The following is an 18950-nucleotide window of genomic DNA, read 5'->3' as shown; positions in this document are numbered from 1 at the left end:
GGGTCTGGTCACGGGTGCTCAAGCGCGGTCTCGCCGCCCTGAGATACGGAAATCGAGTTGAGGCCGTCTTCTGGGGCGCCAAGCGACCTGGACGGTTCCAGTAGATGCTTGCCCAGGGAATCCTCATCGGGCAACGGGATCGGGTAACTACCGTCGAAGCACGCGGTACACAGGTTTTCCCTGGTCTGCTCGGTGGCCTCAATCATCGCCTCAAGGGTGATGTACCCGAGTGAGTCCGCGCCAAGAGAGGAAGCGATCGCAGAGGTGTCGAGTCCATTTGCGATGAGTTCGGCGCGGGAGGCGAAGTCGATGCCGTAGAAGCACGGCCATTTGACCGGCGGTGCCGAGATCCGCACATGCACCTCGGCGGCTCCGGCCTCGCGCAGCATACGAATGAGCGCACGCTGGGTGTTTCCCCGCACAATCGAGTCATCGACGACAACGAGACGCTTTCCACGAATGACCTCACGTAGAGGATTCAGCTTCAGCCGGATACCGAGGTTACGCAGGGTGTCCGAGGGTTGAATGAACGTACGCCCGACGTAGGCATTCTTGGTGAGACCCTGGCCGAATGGAATCCCGGACTGCTGAGCGTACCCAACAGCGGCTGGCGTTCCCGATTCCGGGACCGGGATGACCAGATCCGCATCGATTGGGTGCTCCTGGGCAAGTTTGCGACCCATCTCGACTCGCGCAGCATGCACCGACCGGCCCGAGATCGTGGTGTCCGGGCGGGCCAGATACACGTACTCGAAGACACACCCAGCACGCTCCACCTCGGCAAAGCGGGTGCTACGCAGACCATCGGCGTCGATCATGACCATCTCGCCAGGTTCGATCTCGCGAACAAACGAGGCGCCCACAATGTCAAGGGCCGGAGTCTCTGATGCCACCACCCAGCCGCGTTGTAGCCGACCAAGCACGAGCGGGCGCACACCCTGCGGGTCGCGCGCCGCATACAGCGTGTTCTCGTCCATGAACACGAAGGAGAACGCACCGCGTAGATGAGGCAGTACCTCAAGAGCCGTCTCCTCAAGGGAGTGACCCTTTTTACCCTTCAAGAGTGCGGTGACGAGAGCGGTGTCGGTTGTGTTTCCTCGGGCGAGTTCGCCGCGGGTCTGCTCTCCATAACGCGCACGAACCATCTCCACGAGTTCCGCGGAGTTCACCAGGTTTCCGTTGTGGGCGAGCGCCACTGTTCCACTCTCGGTGTCACCGAGCGTTGGCTGAGCGTTCTCGAATGTCACACCGCCGGTAGTGGAGTAACGACAGTGTCCAACTGCCATGTGTCCGCTAAGGGCGTTGAGTTTGATTTCGTCGAAGACCTGGGACACGAGTCCCAAATCCTTGTAAATGAGGATCTGCTCACCATTGCTGGTGGCGATACCTGCCGATTCCTGACCTCGGTGCTGTAGCGCGTACAGCCCGAAGTATGCGAGTTTTGCTACCTCTTCGCCGGGCGCCCACACACCGAAGACGCCACATGCGTCTTGCGGTCCTTTTTCGCCGGGCAAAAGGTCATGATTCAGAAGTCCATCTCCACGGGGGGCCACTGCTTCATTGTTCCATAGGTTTAAGTTCTGAAAACAGCCAGCCTCACTCACCGGACTCCCGTCCGCCCGCTCCAAGCCCTTCGACGGACGCACAAACGGCCCCGGCCATCTCCGCTGAGACCCAGGGCAGTGCGCCCAACCCGACTGATCGTCGCCAATCAAAAGCCGTCGAAGGGCGCGTGGAAAGCGCCGTTAACCGATTGCCTTTTTGCGAGCCTCTGCTTGGCGGATGCTCCGGTTGTCGAGTTGGATCGCGATGAATCCGGCGATCAGTGACGTGATCAAGGTGGTGAACGCCACACACACGGTCAGATAGACACCCCGGTTGATGACACCAGGCGCGGATGTGTTCAACCCAAGGATCAATCCCACGACAATGCCGACCACGGCACCGACAAAGAAGAACGCACTCAGTTTTGGAGCACGTCGCTTAACCGCCGGGATTGCGTGAGCCTCAATGTCCGCCAATTGCTCCGGAGTCAATTCACTCGCGTCACGCACCCGGAAACCGGGCTCGGCCACGGCCTCCTCAAGTGGCTCTTGGGTGGGTTCTTCTACGGGCTGTGCGGGTTCATTGCTCACCATTTCAGTCTACCCACAGCAGGACTGTTAACAGTGGGGTTTACCTTGTCTCGCATAACAATGTGACCCTTCTTCTAGAACCAGACACGCCATACGCTTGCCAGACGTTATCCGTGGCGGACTCGCCCATACAGAACAGGAACACCCATGCGTAAGTACAAGCTCTCGATCACCTTGGCGGCGCTCACCGCAGTGGTGATCTCCGCTTGTGCACCAAACGCTGTGGGAGGAGGTGGCACGACAGCCACCAGCGAGTCGGCCACGGAACTATCGCTCGTCGGTTTCGCGGTTCCCAAGGGTGCCCACGATGAGGCGCAGCGGGCCTTCGCGCAGACCGACGCAGGCTCCGGAACCACCTGGAGCAGTTCGTACGGCGCCTCCGGCGATCAGAGCCGAGCGGTGGCCAATGGACTGGGCGCGGACCTCGTGCACTTCTCACTGGAAGGCGATGTCACGCGGCTCGTGGATGAGGGCCTCGTCGCCGAGGACTGGAACTCCGGCGAGCACGCCGGAATCGTATCGGACTCGGTCGCCGTTCTCGTGGTCCGCAAGGGAAATCCCAAGAACGTCACCGGTTGGGAAGACCTCGTCCGCGACGACATTCAAATCGTCACCCCAAACCCAGGCTCCTCGGGAAGCGCACGATGGAACATCCTCGGTGCCTATGGCTCCGTCCTGGCTGCCGGTGGGGATGAAGCCGCAGGCGAGGAATACCTCCGAGTTTTCTTCACCAACATCGCGGCGCTTCCCGGTTCAGGCCGCGACGCAACCACCGCGTTCACCTCGGGAACCGGTGACGTCCTTATCTCATACGAGAACGAAGCCATCCTGGCCCGCCAGAACGGTGAGGACTTCGACTACATCGTCCCCGAGGTCACCCTGCTGATCGAGAACCCAGCAGCAGTCACCGTGGATGCCAAGCCGGAGGCGAAGGCTTACCTTGACTTCCTGTTCAGCCCAGATGGACAGCAGATCTTTGCCTCCAAGGGGTTCCGCCCGATCGATCCGTCGATCACGGTGGACAACGTTGAAGGTGCAAACGACCCGGCCAACCCGTTCCCCACACCGCGAGTGCTGCAAACCATCGATGAGACCTTCGGTGGTTGGGATGCCGTGAACAAGAAGTTCTTTGGCGATGATGGTCTCGTGACCCAGATCCAAACCGAGATTGGGAAGCAATGACAACCCTCGCTCACGGTCCGGGCTCCTCGGAGTCCACGGCGGACCAAACGGGCACCACTTCGGCGCTGCAGGATGCCCCTGCAGCGCCGAAGGCGCGTAACCCGCGTGGCCCTCGCAAACGCAAGTTCTTCTCGACTGCGGTGTCCTCGACATCTGCGTCTGGAACCCAGCCTTTGACCCGTCCTGCTGCGATCACACTCGGCATCGCAATGATCTGGTTCTCGTTCCTCGTGCTTATCCCCCTCATCGCCATTCTCGTGGAGACCACAGGCAACGGGTGGACGGCCTTCTTCAACGCGATCACCAATCGGCAGACCGCCGCGGCGCTGACGCTCACGGTGGGTACTGCGCTCCTCGTAACGGTCGTCAATGTTGTGGCTGGCACCGCAATCGCCTGGGTGCTCGTCCGCGATCGCTTTTGGGGCAAGCGACTTCTTGAAATCGTGATTGACATCCCGTTTGCGCTGCCCACCATCGTGGCGGGCCTCGTGCTGTTCTCGCTGTATGGCATCAACAGCCCCATCGGGATCAACGTTGCAAACACCCAGGCCGCAGTGTTCCTTGCGTTTCTGTTTGTCACGCTGCCGTTCGTGGTTCGAACTGTTCAGCCGGTTCTGGCGGAGTTGGATCGGGACGTCGAGGAGGCCGCCGCCTCGCTCGGTGCCTCCCGGTTCACAACACTGCGAAAGATTGTGTTACCAGCGCTCCTGCCCGCGATCACCGCAGGTGCTGCGCTCTCGTTCGCACGGGGTATGAGCGAATACGGCGCTCTCGTGATCCTCTCGGGAAATCTGCCGATGCGCACAGAGGTCGGGTCCGTCCGCATCCTGTCCTACATCGAGAACGGCGACAACGCCTCAGCGGCAGCCGTGGCGGCTATTCTGCTCGTGACCTCGCTCCTGGTGATCGTGCTTCTCGATGTTCTGCAACGAAGGGTGGCCCGCCGTGGTTGAGCACAAACCCACCAAGTATCTACTCCGGGTCTTCGTCATCGCCTACCTGTTCTTCTTGGTTGGCTGGCCAGTCTCGCTCATTGTGAAGCACACCTTCGCGGACGGATTCACTGCGCTACAGCATGCGCTCTCGGACAGTTTCGTCGTGTTCTCGCTCCAGTTGACCCTAGCGGTTGCTGTCCAAGCCGTGCTCATCAACACCGTGTTCGGTCTCGCGGTCTCGATTCTCCTGGCCCGCTACGAGTTCCCAGGCAAACGCGCTCTCTCCGCACTCATTGATCTACCGCTTTCGGTGTCCCCGATCGTTGTGGGCCTGGCGCTCATCCTCGTGTATGGGTCTCGCGGTGGCTGGTTTGGCGAGTGGCTGACCTCGCACGGAGTGTCGATCATCTTCTCAACCCCGGCAATCGTCATGGCGACCTCCTTTATCTCCCTGCCGCTTGTGATCCGCGAACTCGTTCCGGTTCTGCAAGAGCGTGGAATTGAGGAGGAACAGGCTGCGTCGAGCCTCGGTGCGACCCCTATCCAAACTTTCTTTCGCATCACTCTGCCCGCCATCAAATGGGCGCTCGTGTATGGCGTAGTCCTCACCTTCGCTCGTGCGATGGGTGAGTTTGGCGCGGTCAAGGTGGTGTCCGGAAACTTTGCTGGCAAGACCCAGACCGCAACCCTGCTCGTTGAAGAGCGGTATCAAGATTTTGAAACGTCCACGGCTTACGCAACGGCATTCTTGCTGGCGGCCGTCGCAGTCTCCTGCATCGTGGTGGTGACGTTCCTGCGTAAGGACCACGCCACGGAGCACAAGAAGGGCACCCCATGAGCATCAATGTTCGCAATGTATCCAAGCGTTTCGGTGACTTTGTCGCACTCGACGACGTTTCTGTCTCCATTCCAACCGGCCAGCTCACGGCCTTGCTCGGGCCATCCGGTGGCGGTAAGTCGACGCTGCTGCGTATTATCGCGGGCCTTGAGCAGTTGGACTCCGGTTCCATCGAGATCGCAGGCGTCGATTCGACTGACATTCCCGCGCGCAAGCGCAATGTCGGATTCGTGTTCCAGCACTATGCCGCGTTCAAGCACATGACGGTGGAGCGCAATGTCGCCTTCGGCCTGGAGATCCGCAAGACGCCCAAGGCCGAGGTGAAGAGGACTGTCGACGAGTTGCTGAGTCTGGTGCACCTCCAACAGTTCGCGCACCGGTTGCCGTCGCAGTTGTCGGGTGGTCAACGTCAGCGGATGGCTCTGGCTCGCGCTCTTGCGGTTCAGCCTTCCGTGCTCCTGCTCGATGAGCCGTTCGGTGCGCTGGACGCCAAGGTTCGCAAGGAACTGCGTGACTGGCTGCGCCGACTACACGATGAGATTCCTGTGACCACGGTGTTTGTGACGCACGATCAAGAGGAAGCTCTCGAGGTGGCCGATGAGATCGTGGTGATCAACGAGGGTCGCGTGGAACAGATCGGTTCGCCCGATTCCCTCTACGATGAGCCAGCAAACGAGTTCGTCATGGGTTTCCTTGGCCCTGTCACTCGGCTAGTCAACCAACTCGTGCGTCCACACGACATTCAGGTGATCTCCTCGGACAGCGGCGAAGCTGGTTTCCTTCCGGGTGTTGTGACCCGCACCGTCAGGATTGGATTCGAGGTCCGTACGGATGTCCTGGTGCAGACGCCAGAATTCACCGGTCAGGTGCAGTTCATGGTGTCTCGCGCCGAGGCCAGCACTTTGAAATTGGATTCCGGTTCACAGGTCTGGCTCCGTAAGGCTCCGGGCGCGGCATCGATCTCAAGCACCGCACCGATTGATGCGGTTGCGACGCCGTTCGCGAACTACGCGATTTGATCCGCAATACAAGAGATATCCCCTTGGGCGCCGGTGGGTGTCCAAGGGGATTTTTCATGTATACCCGCTTGTTCCGGACAAAGTAGTGCAGCGGAGTGTGGGGGGTTTCGCGGAGCACGTCCCTGCCGGAGCGTAACGGAGGTAAGTTCGTCACTAACAGGTGTCAGTCAGAGCATGGAGCCAGAGAACCGGTCAACCGTGCCGGGTCGCCTGAAGCGGAAGCCATTGTGCCAGGTGTGCGCGTTCGCCTGACGCGCTGACCTTGCCCGACGCCACGCCGTCCTCCCAACTCAGTATTCCTGTTGCGAGTTCCAGCCACGTGTCCATGTCGGTTTCCACGACATTGGGTGGGGTGCCACGGGTATGTTGTGGACCCTCAACGCACTGCACCGCTCCTGCAGGTGGTACTCGCACCTCAACCGCATGACCTGGGGTGACCTCCGCGAGTTCTTCGAGCGTGAAGCGTACGGCGGCGAGCATCTGTCTCCGGTCGACCTCTCCCCGTTTCCAGGCGGAGATGGCAGCGCGACCAATTGCCGGGTCTGTTCTTCTGCGCGGTGGCATCTTTATCCTTTGTGTATGGTCGTGGTCGCCTCGTATACGGCGACATGGTGGTTTTCCGGAATCACCCACCATGAAAAATCGCATTCTCACCGGAAAATCACCATAGCGGCAGGAAAAGAATTATCCTGCACTGCCTACGTCATCGTAACGAAACGCGATCTTGCGCCGCGGCACGTCCGCATCGGTCAGGGTGACTGTTATCTCCTCACCGAGCGGCAGCGGCTCATCGGCAGTGACCCGCGCATGCACGGCGGGATCGGGGATCATTATCTCGCCACGGTGCCCGTTCTTGTCGTCGGCCTCGACAACGACCCCTGTGAACTGGGCGCCGATGTGCTCCGCCAAGAGGGCGGCCTCAACGATTCCGGTGGTCTCACGGGAGTACGATCCAGCTCGACGGTTCGCGGCGTTGAGCCATTCCGGCAGATAGGGCAAAGCCTCAAGAACCCACTGCGGTACAGGGTACTGTCCGGCAACAGCAAGGCAGATCTCCGTCGTGAACCGATCTCCAAGTCGTCTCAGAGGCGCAGTCACGTGTGCGTAGTGCGCTCCGATGGCGTTGTGCTCTCCAACCTCAGAGCGTGCTACCTCAACATCGCCGAGCAGCGGCTCTCCCTGCTGGTTGGTGGGCTGTGGTTGGCGCGGGTCGGCTGAGAAGGAAAGGTAGTTTGCGCCTCGGAACAGTGTGGTCGCCTCATGCTCAAACGCCGCGTGTCGTGGATTCGAGGAGTCGAGGGTGGCCAGAAAATCACCGTAGGTCAGGTCACGAGGCCAGTCCAGGCCAAGCGCTTGAGCGGTACGGTGCAATCTGGTCAGGTCCCGGGGATCTGCGGTTGGAAGAGTGCGCAACACGCCGACTCCACCGCGCAACATGAGTTGCGCAGCGCTGATGCCGGCGAGTAGCGAGATTTGCGCATTGTAGTCCTCAACCGGCAACACGGTCCGGAACTCAAGTTCGAAGGTGTCATCCTCGGTCATGCGCACGACCTGCTCGGGTACGTTCAGGGAAACTCCGCCGCGGGCACGTTCGACCGCAAGACGCAGCGGCCCCACCACTCCAAGCAGTCGAATGGTTGGGACTCCCACCCGTTCTGTCTCCATCACGTTTGCCAGTGCATCGGAACCATTCGCCACCGCCGTGCTGTCCTGCCTCAGCGCATCCAACTCGTCGAGAATCTGCTGCGCCCGCTCATAGCTGAACCGAGCACGCGAGCGCACGAGTCCGCGGCGCACCCCGATGTCCGCTATCCTGCCGTCCGCAGAGAGTTCTATCCGCCATACGGCGGCTGGTCGCACCTCGTCCGGTAGGAGTGATGCAGCGCCTTCGCTCAGTATCGGTGGATGCAGCGGGGTGCGCCCGTCAGGCGCATAGAGGGTGGTACCACGGACACGGGCTTCGGCATCAATCGCACCGCCCGAACGGACGAACGTTGCAACATCGGCAATCGCATAGTGCACCACGAACCCCGCGTCGCTGCGGGAGATGTGCACGGCTTGGTCGAGGTCCATCGAGGTTGGCGGGTCGATCGTGATGAAGTCGATGTCGAGGGTGTCGGTCGCATGGTCGGGAAATGCCTGTGCTGGGTCCCGTCCCTCCAGATTGGCGACGATTCCCTCGGCCTCGCGTTCGACCTCCGCTGGGAAGGCGGCGGGGATGTCCATCTCACCGCGCAGACTCTCGAACGCGTCCCGGATGATTTCAGCGACTGTGGGCTGCGGGAGCCCTACGGTGATGACTCTTAGCGGCATACCTCGACGCTACCCCCTTCTCGCCACGTTACCCACCCAAAAACTGACGGAACCACAGAAGTTCTCATGCAGTTTCGTCGGTTTTTGGGTGGGCAGCAAAAAGTGCGCCGTTCAGGTTGCGTCAAAGAACCACCGCGTAAACAGACAAAACGCGCGGACCCGGCCTGGAAGCCGAGTCCGCGCGTGAAGAAGGATTCAAAGGATCAGATGACACCCATTGCCAGGGTGGCGTCGGCAACCTTGATGAATCCGGCGATGTTTGCGCCCGCAACGTAGTTGCCTGGCTGGCCGTACTCGTCTGCGGTCGAGGCGCAGTTGTTGTGGATGTTCTTCATGATCGACTGCAGGCGCTGCTCGGTGTAGTCGAAGGTCCACGAGTCACGCGAAGCGTTCTGCTGCATTTCGAGAGCCGAGGTGGCCACACCACCGGCATTTGCTGCCTTACCCGGCGCGAAGAGCACTCCGGCGTCCTGGAACGCGGTGACGGCGTCAGGGGTGGTTGGCATGTTCGCGCCCTCTGCGACGGCCTTGACGCCGTTTGCGATGAGAAGCTTCGCAGAGTCGAGATCGAGCTCGTTCTGGGTCGCACATGGCAGTGCGATGTCTGCCTGGGTCTCCCAGATGTTGCCCTTGGCGAAAAACTTGGCGCCACCGCGACGGTCGGCGTAGTCGGAGACCCGTCCGCGTTCAACTTCCTTGATCTCGCGGATCAGCGAGACGTCAATGCCCTTTTCGTCGAGCACGTAACCGGAGGAGTCGGACAGAGCCACAACGGTTGCACCGAGCTGCTGGGCCTTCTGCGCCGCATAGATTGCAACGTTTCCGGAACCGGAGACCACCACGCGCTTGCCGTCGAAGGAGTCGTTCTGGGTGCGCAGCATCTCCTCGGCGAAGAACACCGACCCGTAACCCGTTGCCTCCGTGCGCACGAGCGAGCCGCCCCAGGTGAGGCCCTTGCCGGTGAGGACGCCGGACTCGTAGCGGTTGGTAATGCGCTTGTACTGGCCGAACAGGTAACCGATCTCGCGGCCACCAACACCGATGTCACCGGCTGGAACGTCGGTGTATTCGCCGATGTGGCGGTATAGCTCGGTCATGAACGACTGGCAGAACCGCATGACCTCGGCGTCTGACTTGCCGCGTGGGTCGAAGTCGGAGCCACCCTTACCGCCACCGATTGGCATGCCGGTCAGGGAGTTCTTGAAGATCTGCTCGAATCCGAGGAACTTGATGATTCCGAGGTAGACGGATGGGTGGAAACGCAGGCCGCCCTTGTATGGGCCGAGCGCGGAGTTGAACTCAACGCGGAAACCACGGTTTACCTGGACGTGTCCCTGGTCATCGACCCAGGGCACACGGAAGATGATCTGGCGTTCTGGTTCGCAGATACGCTCAAGGACAGCGGCGTCGGTGTACTCAGGCTTCTTGGCGAGGACCGGAGCGAGCGAGTCGAAGACCTCGCGCACCGCCTGGTGGAATTCTGCTTCACCCGGGTTGCGGCGCAACACTTGTTCAAAGATTGGAGCGAGCTGACCTTCCATCGCGGCGGTCTCCTTCATGTCTCTCGTGCGTGCTCTCTTCCGCAGGCCGTTGCCTGCCTAGCACGTCTACTGCTGTAAATCCGTGTCGAGCCTACAACTCGCGTCCCCGCTGTCCTAGCGGCATTACGTCACGTATCTGAACACGAACTGCGAATTCCTGCGGTTTTAACATGTGCGTAACATGCCAATTTACATGCTCGAAACATTTTGTCCCAATAAGTGACCATTGGTAACCCTGGCTCTGAGGCAATTGCGAGTGGATTTCCCGCAAGTTCACAACGTTTACGTGCTTTACCCCAGCCACCTCTATCTCAAATAATGGATCTCATCTGTAGCCGTGGATCCGTCTTTCCCACTCTTCCTGCCTGCCCTATGAACGATTCACCACGCCAAACGATGAGCGGTCGCCGTCTCCGCTGCGCGCTTGCCGGATGCGCTCGGTTATCCACCGTAACCAGAGTTTCAAGATGCGTTACGGCCAGACACCTGAGTTCAAACAGTGTCAGCGAATGGATGTGCATTGCGTTCGTTCCACGAGCCACTAAAGATAGTGGTCATGACAACACAGGACGTAGCAGGCACATGGGCAACCCACCCCTCCTGTTCGTGCTGTCCGTGTAGCTAAGACGCAACACCTTCTCCTGCTGCTGAGTCAGCAATGCCCTGCGCGCTGTACCTAGCGTTTGCACTCTCTGCACCGCTTTCCTTTACGACGAGTCCCCAGCAAGGTCCCGCACTTGCCGGTCATCGTGGCGAGTGTGCGCCTTTTTCATGAGCGATTCAACTTTTCAGTGTCTAGGCCCCTGTATACCCGCACGCCTGACGCTGGAACCCAACTTAGGAGTACTCGTGCCCCTCTTCCGCACCCAAAAGCCAGTCACTCAACTCTTTGCAGCCGCCACGGCAGCGATCCTCGCGTTTTCGGTTTCCGCCTGCGCAGGATCCTCTGCCGCAGCCGAGAAAAACGCCGACGGCAACGCAGTCATCAAGTATCAGGGCAGCTCTGGTTCCGTCACGCCTCCTGAACTCGCCGCGCACCTGGGATATCTGCCCAACATTGAGTTGGAATGGCTGGGGAACGTCAACGGCGGGCCGGAATCCATTCAAGCCACCGCAATTGGCGAAACCGACTTCGGTAGCGCCTTCAATGGGGCGATCGTGAAGCTTCGGGACTCCGGTTCCAAGGTCACCTCCGTGATCTCCTACTATGGTTCCGACGAGCTCACGAACGTCGGCGTGTATGTGCTCGAGGACTCCCTGGTGAAGACAGCCAAGGACTTCATCGGGCGGTCCATCGGGGTCAACACCCTGGGGGCGCAGTACGAGTTCCAGATCACGGAATGGCTCGCGCAGGAAGGTCTCACCGAGGAAGAGATCGCACAGGTTGAGCTCAAGGTAATCCCTCCCGCGAATTCGGAGCAGGTTCTACGTCAAGGTCAAGTAGATGGCGTCATCCTCAGCACGATCGCCCTCGAAGTCGCCAGAGAACGCGGCGGAATCCGCGAGCTCTTCAACGACCTCGACGTATTCGGCCCAGCCTCCAACGGCTCTCTCGTGTTCCGCGACGATTACATCAAGGAAAACCCTGAGGTCGTGGAGGAATTCGTGACCGGAGTTGCGCGCGCAATCCGCTGGACGCAACTCGAAGACCCAGAAGAGGTCAAGAAGGCCTACACCGAGATCCTGTCCACCCGTGATCGCGGCGAGGACACCAACCTAGTGCAGTACTACCGATCACTCGGCATCTCCACGCCCGGTGGAGTCATCACCGAGTCCGAGTATTCCACGTGGATTGAGCAACTCAAGCGAGGCAACGGACTCAAGAACACCGATCTGAAGGCGCAGGACGTCTACACCAACGAGTTCAACCCCTACGCAAACGGTACGTACGAATCCGATGCGGACGCTGACGGCAAACCCATCGACTGACCCTCACTCGCACACCACTTGACAGGTAAGGACCCACGCAATGAGCAACCCTCGTCAGATCTCACTCAACATCTTCCTCTACAGTTTCGGACATCATGAAGCCTCATGGCGCCACCCCTCATCGCAACCAGGAGCGAACTATTCGGCCCGTCACTACCAGGGCATCGCTCAGAAGGCAGAGGCCAGCAAGATCGACGCCGTGTTCTTCGCGGATGTTCCTGCTGCCGGTGTCGCTGAGTACTCTGCGGGTGGGCAACTCGAACCGATCACGACTCTCGCGTCCATTGCCGCTGTGACCGAGAAGATCGGGCTCATCGCAACCGCATCGACAACGTTCTACGAGCCATACAACCTGGCTCGCCTGTTCTCAACACTGGATCATCTCTCAGGTGGGCGTGCAGGGTGGAATATCGTCACAACCGGTCACGAACTCGTGGGGCGAAACTTTGGGTTTGAGGTATTCCCCGAGGTTTCCGAACGCTATGCCCGAGCCAGCGAGTTTGTGGACACGACAAAACTGCTGTGGGATAGCTGGGAGGACGACGCGATCGTCTTTGACAAGGAGAACGGCCGCTACGCAGACGCGTCGAAACTCCATGAGCCGAACTTCCACGGCAAATACATCAACGTGGACGGTTTGCTCACCACTCCTCGCCCACCTCAGGGTCACCCCGTACTGATCCAGGCGGGAGCCTCCAACGACGGGCGTGCATTCGCAGCCAAGTATGCGGAGGCAATCTTCACCGCGCACCAGCGCATAGAAGATGCGCAGGCGTTCTATAACGACATCAAGGCCCAGGCTGTTGCCCTGGGTCGTTCCGAAGACGACGTCAAGATCCTCCCAGGGTTAAGTCCTTTCGTTGCCGCCACGGAAGCGGAGGCACAGGCCAAGGCAAGGGAACTCAACGAACTCACAATTCCCGAGTACGGTCTTGGGCTCATCCGCTCTAACCTCGCAGGCCAGGACGATTCCTGGTTCACCGTAGACAACCTTGAAGAGCGGGTCCCCCTCGAACTCTTCGCGGATGCAGGCGATGTCACCAACAACAACCGTTCCCGGTTACAGGTCATCGCCGGAATCGTGGAACGCGAGCAACCTACACTGCGCGAGCTGCTGCACAAGCTTGCCGGTGGACGCGGACATCAGGTGGTTGCGGGAACTCCGGAGCAGATCGCAGACCGCATCCAGGTCTGGGCTGAGAACCGCGCGGCGGACGGATTCAACGTGATGCCTCCGCTCTACCCTGCCGGACTGGATGACTTCCTCGACCACGTCGTTCCCATCCTGCAGCAGCGTGGCCTGTTCCGCACCGAGTACTCGGGCAGCACGCTGCGCGACCACTTTGGCCTCAAACGCCCAGAAAACGTGCACACGCGTAACAGCGCACTCGTCTGATCGCACTTCCCGCTTTGGAGGCGGGTGGCTCTCTACTGCACGCCACCCGCCTCCCTCACTAGAAAGGCACAGCGATGAGCATTCCAAAGCTCGCGTTCAAGCACGTACGCAAGCAATTCATCGTTCGAGACACCACCGCGGGAAGAAGCGCCCGCAAAACCTTCACCGCGCTCGCCGACTTCACCCTAGACGTCCAGGAGGGCGAGTTCCTGACCGTTGTAGGCCCATCTGGTTGCGGTAAGTCCACGCTCCTCGACCTGTTGGCTGGGCTGACGTCCATCACGGATGGCAGTATCGAGATAGACGGTCACGCCATCACCGGTCCTGGCCCTGACCGTGGCGTCGTGTTCCAGCAATACTCCCTGCTGCCATGGCGCACAGCACTGCGCAACATCGAGTTTGGCCTCGAGTCCAAGAGGGTTCCCAAAGCACAGCGTCACAAGATCGCCCAGGAATACCTGGAACTGGTCGGTCTGGACGGCTTCGGTCACCGCTACCCGCATGAGTTGTCGGGCGGTATGCGCCAGCGCGTGGCAATTGCGCGTTCGCTCGCGTTCGACCCAGAGATTCTCCTGCTTGACGAGCCCTTCGCAGCGCTCGACGCACAAACCCGAGAATCTCTGCAGGACGAACTACTGCGCATCTGGCGGGCCACCGGCAAAACAATCGTGTTCATCACGCACGGCATCGAAGAGGCGATCTACCTCGGCCAGCGCGTTGCGATCATGACGCCGCGCCCCGGCCAGCTTCAAGAGGTCATCGACGTTCCATTCACCGACGAGGAACGCACGACAGGCAACGACCTGCGATCCTCCGCAAAATTCGGCGAACTACGCCACCGCGTCTGGAAGGCCTTGCACCCGACCGATACAGAAGCGGTGATCGACGCACCCCACGCGGGGCCAGACGCTGAACTGGACCCAGCCGAATCGTCGGAAAGAGAGGCATCCCTTGTCTAGCGCAACCCAGACCATCGCAAAGCCGCCAGCCACCTCAAACGAACCGGCTCCAGCCTTTGCTGACCCGCCCACCCTCGGACGACTGCAAGTGCTCAAAGAGGAAACCTACACCGAATCGTGGGCCAAGAAGTTCACGATCACTGCCGTCGGCCTTGGACGTGCCAGCCTCGCCATCCTCCTGCTGCTCGCGATCTGGGAGATCGCACCCCGCACAGGACTAGCCGACCCGGTGTTCTTGCCGCCGTTCTCGGAAGTCCTCGGTGCACTCGTCGAGTTGATCGCGAGCGGCGAGATCTTCACTCACCTGCAGGCGAGCCTCATCCGTGCTGGGGCTGGCTTCGCACTCGCCATAGCGATCGCCATTCCGTTGGGGTTGGCAATCGGTTGGAGTCGTAAGGTCTCGCAGTTCCTGAATCCAATCCTGGAGATTTTCCGAAACACCGCGGCACTCGCGCTACTCCCCGTGTTCATCCTGCTGCTCGGCATCGGCGAGACCTCCAAGATCGCACTCATCACGTTCGGTTGCTCCTTCCCAGTCCTACTCACCACGATTTCCGCAGTGCAGCAGGTGGACCCCCTGCTCATCAAGGCCGCACGATCACTTGGCCTGCGGCAACTCGCGATCTTCCGCAAGGTGGTTCTGCCCGCCGCTGTGCCCACGATCTTCACGGGTGTGCGCATGGCTGGTTCTGCATCCATCTTGATTCTCATCGCAGCGGAGATGATGGGGGCCAAATCCGGTCTCGGGTATTTGATCACCTATACGCAGTACAACTTCCAGACCGCAAAAATGTACGCCGGAATCATTGTCATCTCGCTGCTTGGCCTGGCGATCAATGCAGGGTTGTTGGCATTGCAACGTCGATTCTCGCGGTGGCAGGCACAGTAATCACGCGGCAATTACTGACGTTGCGGTACCAGTTCGGGCGCGCCTCATAATGTTGGGGCGCGCTCTGGTCTGTACCTCGATGCGCGTGGCAGATGACATCACCCGCAGAGTCGCCCACCGTCTATGGACGGACTCCAGTTGAGGTCATTTCCGCAGCGCGGCAACCGCCGCGCGCACAACCTCAACATCAGTGCGTTCAAGCGGTGCCTGTGCCCCACTACCGGGACCGGCAACGCCCGGGTCGGGCACGCCGGTCTTGGCAGACAGGTGCACTGCGTCCACGCCGATCCCAACAAGTGCGTCGATGACATCGAGGGTCACTCCCCCACCGGCCATGATCTGAACACCGGACTGCGCGTTCACCAGATCCTCCAAAACTGCGAGACCACCGGGAACCGTTGCTGCGCCACCAGAGGTCAGAACACGATCCACACCCAGATCTCGCAGTTGCCTCAAAGCCTCAACCCGGTTGTCGAGCACGTCGAACGCCCGGTGGAATGTCACCTCGATCTCGCGTGGGCCAGCCGCCAAACGCGCTGCGGTAATCATGCGTTTGGTTGCGCTCACATCGATCGTGCGATCCTTCGTCAGTGCACCGATCACGACACCGGCTGCACCTGCAGACACCGCAAACATGATGTCGTTTTCAAGAACGGCCACTTCTTCAACGGAGTACACGAATCCACCGGGACGATGCCGGATCAGCACGTGCACGTCGATACCGGTCTGCGCGGCGAGATCGATCATGCCCGCAGTCGGTGTCAAACCTCCGGTCACGCCAAGGGCGGCGCACAACTCCACGCGGTCTGCGCCCTCGTTGCGTGCGATGAGAGCGCCTGCAATGTCTTGAACTGCGATTTCCAATGCTGGTGTCATGTCCTCACCCTACCGGTAGTACCTCCGCAAGATCTGGGAATCTCACGCGAGAACCCGGGCCAGGCTGAACAGATCAGGACGGAGGCTGGAAATTTCCGACTCGTCGCCAAGCGTCACATTCGCGATCATCTCCCCAAGCGCGGGCATGAACTTAAACCCGTGGCCCGAGCAGGGCGATGCCACCACAACGCGGCCAGAGCGATCGATCAAAAAATCGTCATGGGGTGTGCGGGTGTAGGTGCAACTCAACGGTGCCGCTGTCTCGGCGTCGAGGCCAGGCAGCCATTCACGGACGTAGTCGGCGTGCAGTTGAACGTCACCGTCGCGCGGGGTAAACGTACGCTGATCTGGGTCGAGTGTGACACCGTACGCGTTGAAACCGACCTTAATGCCCTCGCCATCTGTTGCGAGTCCGTACACAATGCCGGGCCAGCGGCTCGACTCTCCTGTCGTGGGGTCAACCGACGCGTGATCGTGTGTGAACGACGGCCAAGTCGACTCGGTCAGTGAGCCAGCGCGTTCCGACACGATGTCGAAGTGCGCGGGCGCGACCTCTACGACCTTCATATCCAGCGGCTGGTCTAGGCCGAGCAACTGGGGTGCGAGTTTGTTGGTCCAACCACCGGCCGCGAGCACGATCTTGTCAGCCCGGTAGGTTCCGGCGCTCGACTCCACGATGACCCCATAAACCTCAGCCTGCACGTCCGTGACCTGCGCCCCGTATACGACCGAACCACCGTGGCGGACCAACTCCTGCTCCAACGCGACAAGGGTGAGATCGGCGTTCACACGCCCGGCGGTCTTGTGTTCGTGGAGCACCTTGCCTTCGAACCGCATTCCCGGCCAGCGTTCCTGGGCTTCCTCCGGGGTCAACACCTCAAGTGGGATACCCGCCGCACGCATGGGCTGTTCAAAGTCGTGGGGTGGGAACCCGTGCGAGACCAATCCGACCTCCGACAACAACCTCAGTCCAGAGTCCGATTCAAGTTCACGCCACATATCCAGGGCGTGGTGCATGAGGTCGAGATATTCGCGCTGCACATAGGTGGCCCGGTAGATGCGTGAACCGCCGTGGCTCGACCCCTTCTTGTGCGCTCGGCCGAACTGCTCGAGAACCGTCACGCTACGGCCCGCTTGCGCGAGTTTCCAGGCCGTCGCAAGACCAGTCGCACCCGCTCCAACAACAATGACGTCTAGCTTTTCGCTCATATCCCACTCCCCACATCGCTGACTACTGCCAGACTAACGCGGGTGTTTCACACGTGAAGCACGCGTTCATACGGTGGTTTCTTCTCTCTGGCTTGACGAGTTAAGCCAGTCCACGATGCCGCACACAGCATCGGTGCAGCCACCGCACCCGGTTGTTGCCCGCGTGGAACCGGCAACCTCCTCGACGGTTCTGTCCCCACCGCGCCAGGCTGCCACAATCGCGCCTTTGGTCACGCCGTTGCAACGACAGATCGTGGCCCGGTCTGGAATACGCACGGGTGAGTCTGCTTGTCCACTTGCGGCGACTGGCCCTACCTGCTTGATGAGCATGCTCAGTGGGTCCTGTGGTGTTGGCGTTCCGCGCGTGTAGGCGGCAGTCAGGTCACTGGCGATACTTCCGGCACCGATGCAGGTGGCTGCGATGACCCGCTCATCGCGCACCACAACTTCGATGTGTCGCCCTGCTACCGGGTCGCTGACTTGCACGACCCGCACGCCAGCGCCTTCTCCCGCATCCTTGCCGCCCATCGCGACGATATCCACGCCCTGTCCTTTCACCTTCACCACGTCACTGCCCTGGTTTGTTGGGATGGCGCCTGTCAGGCTCTCACCTGTGGCGAGGAATCGTGCCAGTTGTCGCGCCTGGTCCCACCCTTGCGCTACGAGTCCGGTTGCGCCCTGGGGTGGCTGCGCACAGTCACCGATTGCGTAGACGTCTCGTGTGTCAAGGCAGCGAGAGTCTGCATCCGTGAGCAGCCCTCTATCCGCCGCGAGGCCCACCGCCGCGCCCAGTTCCACGCGTGGTGCGATTCCGGTTGTGATGACCACGAGTTCAGCGGGGAGTTCCTCTCCGTTGCCCACGGCGAGGCCCGCCGTGCGTCCATCGCGGATCAGCAGGTCAGTGACTTTCAGGTGGGTGCGTACCCGGACACCTAGTTCCTCAAGCCGGTGCGCTGCCACGTGCCCGGCAGCAGAACCCAGTTGCGCGTTCATCAGCCCTCGCGGGTGCACGAGGGTCACCTCCGGCACCCCTCGTCCTGCGAGCGCCACCGCTGTCTCGATACCCAGCACTCCAGCTCCCAGCACGATGGCGCGGCGCGTGTTGGCAGTTGCCGCGCGCAGTTCGCGCACGTCATCGATGGTGCGTAGGACGTGTGTTCCCACGGGTAGGCGTGATGCTCCGGTGAGATTGTCGTGTGCATGGCTGGTATCTATTGCCGACGAGTTGGTTGCCTCGCGTGGCTCGTGTCCTGTTGGTGCATGCTCGGTGTGGGTGGCGGTCTTGCTGGTTAACGCGTAGGCGTATTCTGGTTGGTCTTGTTCTTGGTGAAGGTGCGCGATGAGTGAGGGTAGTTCGGGGAGTCTGGCGTCTGCTCCCGTGGCGAGTACGAGTGCGTCGTAGTGGTGTAGGTTGCCGTCGCTGTCGAGGACGGTGTATTCGGTGGTGTTGATTGAGCGGGCTGAAATTCCTCGAAGGAGGTGGACCCTGGAATCCGTGGGTGGTGGCGAACCAATCATGGACAGTTCGTATGCTCCGGCGAGTACCTCGGTGAGCAGGACCCGGTTGTAGGAGTTGCAGGGTTCTTGCCCAAGCACGGTGATGTTTAGTGCGGCACAGTGGGGTTCTGTGCGTTGGCAGAGGTCTTCGACGAATCGGGAGCCAACCATTCCGTTTCCAATGACGACGATTCGCATGCGATTCCTCCTGGTGGTTAAGGCTGTGTGGCGT

The 18950-nt window shown here is 60.5% G+C and carries 16 protein-coding genes; 8 read left to right on the top strand and 8 right to left on the bottom strand.

The genetic code is table 11. From position 1 onward, the window contains the following. Nucleotides 1-8: 8 nt before the first annotated feature. Nucleotides 9-1553, bottom strand: a complete 1545-nt coding sequence (purF, locus tag ACFSYH_RS13840) for an amidophosphoribosyltransferase (protein ID WP_377467838.1) — start codon at nucleotides 1551-1553, stop codon at nucleotides 9-11. A gap of 192 nt (nucleotides 1554-1745) precedes the next feature. Continuing rightward, complete coding sequence (locus tag ACFSYH_RS13835; RefSeq protein WP_377467836.1) at nucleotides 1746-2135, bottom strand: hypothetical protein; 390 nt, start codon at nucleotides 2133-2135, stop codon at nucleotides 1746-1748. A 147-nt stretch (nucleotides 2136-2282) separates the two neighbouring features. Between ACFSYH_RS13835 and ACFSYH_RS13830 the strand changes: the two genes are divergently transcribed. From ACFSYH_RS13830 to ACFSYH_RS13815, 4 genes are read left to right on the top strand one after another with little or no spacing between them, the layout of a single operon-like run. Beyond that, entirely contained in the window at nucleotides 2283-3317 is a 1035-nt protein-coding gene (locus tag ACFSYH_RS13830) for a sulfate ABC transporter substrate-binding protein (RefSeq protein ID WP_377467834.1), read from the top strand. After that, on the top strand, nucleotides 3314-4270 hold the full coding sequence (gene cysT, locus ACFSYH_RS13825; RefSeq protein ID WP_377467831.1) for a sulfate ABC transporter permease subunit CysT: 957 nt from the start codon (nucleotides 3314-3316) through the stop codon (nucleotides 4268-4270). Before ACFSYH_RS13830 ends, cysT begins: the two co-directional genes overlap by 4 nt. Then, on the top strand, nucleotides 4263-5090 hold the full coding sequence (locus ACFSYH_RS13820) for a sulfate ABC transporter permease (RefSeq protein WP_377467829.1): 828 nt from the start codon (nucleotides 4263-4265) through the stop codon (nucleotides 5088-5090). Before cysT ends, ACFSYH_RS13820 begins: the two co-directional genes overlap by 8 nt. Next, the gene (locus ACFSYH_RS13815) at nucleotides 5087-6109 is read left to right on the top strand and encodes a sulfate/molybdate ABC transporter ATP-binding protein (RefSeq protein WP_377467827.1); all 1023 of its coding nucleotides are present in this window, start codon (nucleotides 5087-5089) and stop codon (nucleotides 6107-6109) included. The genes ACFSYH_RS13820 and ACFSYH_RS13815 overlap by 4 nt, the downstream gene beginning before the upstream one ends. A gap of 192 nt (nucleotides 6110-6301) precedes the next feature. Here ACFSYH_RS13815 and ACFSYH_RS13810 read toward each other — a convergent pair whose 3' ends face one another. The 3 genes from ACFSYH_RS13810 to gdhA all read right to left on the bottom strand — a co-directional run bounded on the left by ACFSYH_RS13810 (nucleotide 6302) and on the right by gdhA (nucleotide 9963). Further along, nucleotides 6302-6673, bottom strand: a complete 372-nt coding sequence (locus tag ACFSYH_RS13810; protein WP_377467824.1) for a sterol carrier family protein — start codon at nucleotides 6671-6673, stop codon at nucleotides 6302-6304. A gap of 120 nt (nucleotides 6674-6793) precedes the next feature. Further along, on the bottom strand, nucleotides 6794-8422 hold the full coding sequence (locus ACFSYH_RS13805) for an RNB domain-containing ribonuclease (RefSeq protein ID WP_377467822.1): 1629 nt from the start codon (nucleotides 8420-8422) through the stop codon (nucleotides 6794-6796). Nucleotides 8423-8625: 203 nt separating this feature from the next. After that, nucleotides 8626-9963 carry an NADP-specific glutamate dehydrogenase gene (gene gdhA, locus ACFSYH_RS13800; protein ID WP_377467820.1) on the bottom strand — a complete coding sequence of 446 codons (1338 nt, stop codon included), beginning with the start codon at nucleotides 9961-9963 and terminating at the stop codon, nucleotides 8626-8628. A gap of 849 nt (nucleotides 9964-10812) precedes the next feature. On the opposite strand from gdhA, the gene ACFSYH_RS13795 reads away from it, so the two are divergent. The 4 genes from ACFSYH_RS13795 to ACFSYH_RS13780 all read left to right on the top strand — a co-directional run bounded on the left by ACFSYH_RS13795 (nucleotide 10813) and on the right by ACFSYH_RS13780 (nucleotide 15136). Continuing rightward, nucleotides 10813-11892, top strand: coding sequence for an ABC transporter substrate-binding protein (locus tag ACFSYH_RS13795; RefSeq protein ID WP_377467818.1), 1080 nt, complete (start codon nucleotides 10813-10815; stop codon nucleotides 11890-11892). Between the two features lie 40 nt (nucleotides 11893-11932). Further along, on the top strand, nucleotides 11933-13288 hold the full coding sequence (locus ACFSYH_RS13790) for an LLM class flavin-dependent oxidoreductase (protein ID WP_377467816.1): 1356 nt from the start codon (nucleotides 11933-11935) through the stop codon (nucleotides 13286-13288). Nucleotides 13289-13362: 74 nt separating this feature from the next. Further along, a complete protein-coding gene (locus tag ACFSYH_RS13785) occupies nucleotides 13363-14247 on the top strand; it encodes an ABC transporter ATP-binding protein (RefSeq protein ID WP_377467813.1) in 885 nt (294 codons plus the stop codon). Next, nucleotides 14240-15136, top strand: coding sequence for an ABC transporter permease (locus ACFSYH_RS13780; protein ID WP_377467811.1), 897 nt, complete (start codon nucleotides 14240-14242; stop codon nucleotides 15134-15136). Before ACFSYH_RS13785 ends, ACFSYH_RS13780 begins: the two co-directional genes overlap by 8 nt. A 144-nt stretch (nucleotides 15137-15280) precedes the next feature. Here ACFSYH_RS13780 and ACFSYH_RS13775 read toward each other — a convergent pair whose 3' ends face one another. The 3 genes from ACFSYH_RS13775 to ACFSYH_RS13765 form a co-directional block, all read right to left on the bottom strand. Continuing rightward, nucleotides 15281-16012, bottom strand: coding sequence for a copper homeostasis protein CutC (locus tag ACFSYH_RS13775; protein ID WP_377467809.1), 732 nt, complete (start codon nucleotides 16010-16012; stop codon nucleotides 15281-15283). A 42-nt stretch (nucleotides 16013-16054) separates the two neighbouring features. Next, on the bottom strand, nucleotides 16055-17221 hold the full coding sequence (locus tag ACFSYH_RS13770; protein WP_377467807.1) for an FAD-dependent oxidoreductase: 1167 nt from the start codon (nucleotides 17219-17221) through the stop codon (nucleotides 16055-16057). A gap of 66 nt (nucleotides 17222-17287) precedes the next feature. Then, on the bottom strand, nucleotides 17288-18916 hold the full coding sequence (locus ACFSYH_RS13765) for an FAD-dependent oxidoreductase (RefSeq protein WP_377467805.1): 1629 nt from the start codon (nucleotides 18914-18916) through the stop codon (nucleotides 17288-17290). Between the last annotated feature and the right edge of the window lie 34 nt (nucleotides 18917-18950).

Origin of the sequence: Populibacterium corticicola, from assembly GCF_042683685.1 — a bacterium.
Classification (GTDB): domain Bacteria; phylum Actinomycetota; class Actinomycetes; order Actinomycetales; family Cellulomonadaceae; genus Timonella; species Timonella corticicola.
Note: the sequence above shows the minus strand (reverse complement) of the source record. Positions and strands in the feature narration are given on the sequence as shown.

What these genes read in the sequence shown, in the direction of transcription:
- ACFSYH_RS13830 (WP_377467834.1), top strand. Translation starts at nt 2,283, where the DNA reads ATGCGTAAGTACAAGCTCTCGATCACCTTGGCGGCGCTCACCGCAGTG.
- cysT (WP_377467831.1), top strand. Translation starts at nt 3,314, where the DNA reads ATGACAACCCTCGCTCACGGTCCGGGCTCCTCGGAGTCCACGGCGGAC.
- ACFSYH_RS13815 (WP_377467827.1), top strand. Translation starts at nt 5,087, where the DNA reads ATGAGCATCAATGTTCGCAATGTATCCAAGCGTTTCGGTGACTTTGTC.
- ACFSYH_RS13810 (WP_377467824.1), bottom strand. Translation starts at nt 6,673, where the DNA reads ATGCCACCGCGCAGAAGAACAGACCCGGCAATTGGTCGCGCTGCCATC.
- ACFSYH_RS13805 (WP_377467822.1), bottom strand. Translation starts at nt 8,422, where the DNA reads ATGCCGCTAAGAGTCATCACCGTAGGGCTCCCGCAGCCCACAGTCGCT.
- gdhA (WP_377467820.1), bottom strand. Translation starts at nt 9,963, where the DNA reads ATGGAAGGTCAGCTCGCTCCAATCTTTGAACAAGTGTTGCGCCGCAAC.
- ACFSYH_RS13790 (WP_377467816.1), top strand. Translation starts at nt 11,933, where the DNA reads ATGAGCAACCCTCGTCAGATCTCACTCAACATCTTCCTCTACAGTTTC.
- ACFSYH_RS13785 (WP_377467813.1), top strand. Translation starts at nt 13,363, where the DNA reads ATGAGCATTCCAAAGCTCGCGTTCAAGCACGTACGCAAGCAATTCATC.
- ACFSYH_RS13775 (WP_377467809.1), bottom strand. Translation starts at nt 16,012, where the DNA reads ATGACACCAGCATTGGAAATCGCAGTTCAAGACATTGCAGGCGCTCTC.
- ACFSYH_RS13770 (WP_377467807.1), bottom strand. Translation starts at nt 17,221, where the DNA reads ATGAGCGAAAAGCTAGACGTCATTGTTGTTGGAGCGGGTGCGACTGGT.
- ACFSYH_RS13765 (WP_377467805.1), bottom strand. Translation starts at nt 18,916, where the DNA reads ATGCGAATCGTCGTCATTGGAAACGGAATGGTTGGCTCCCGATTCGTC.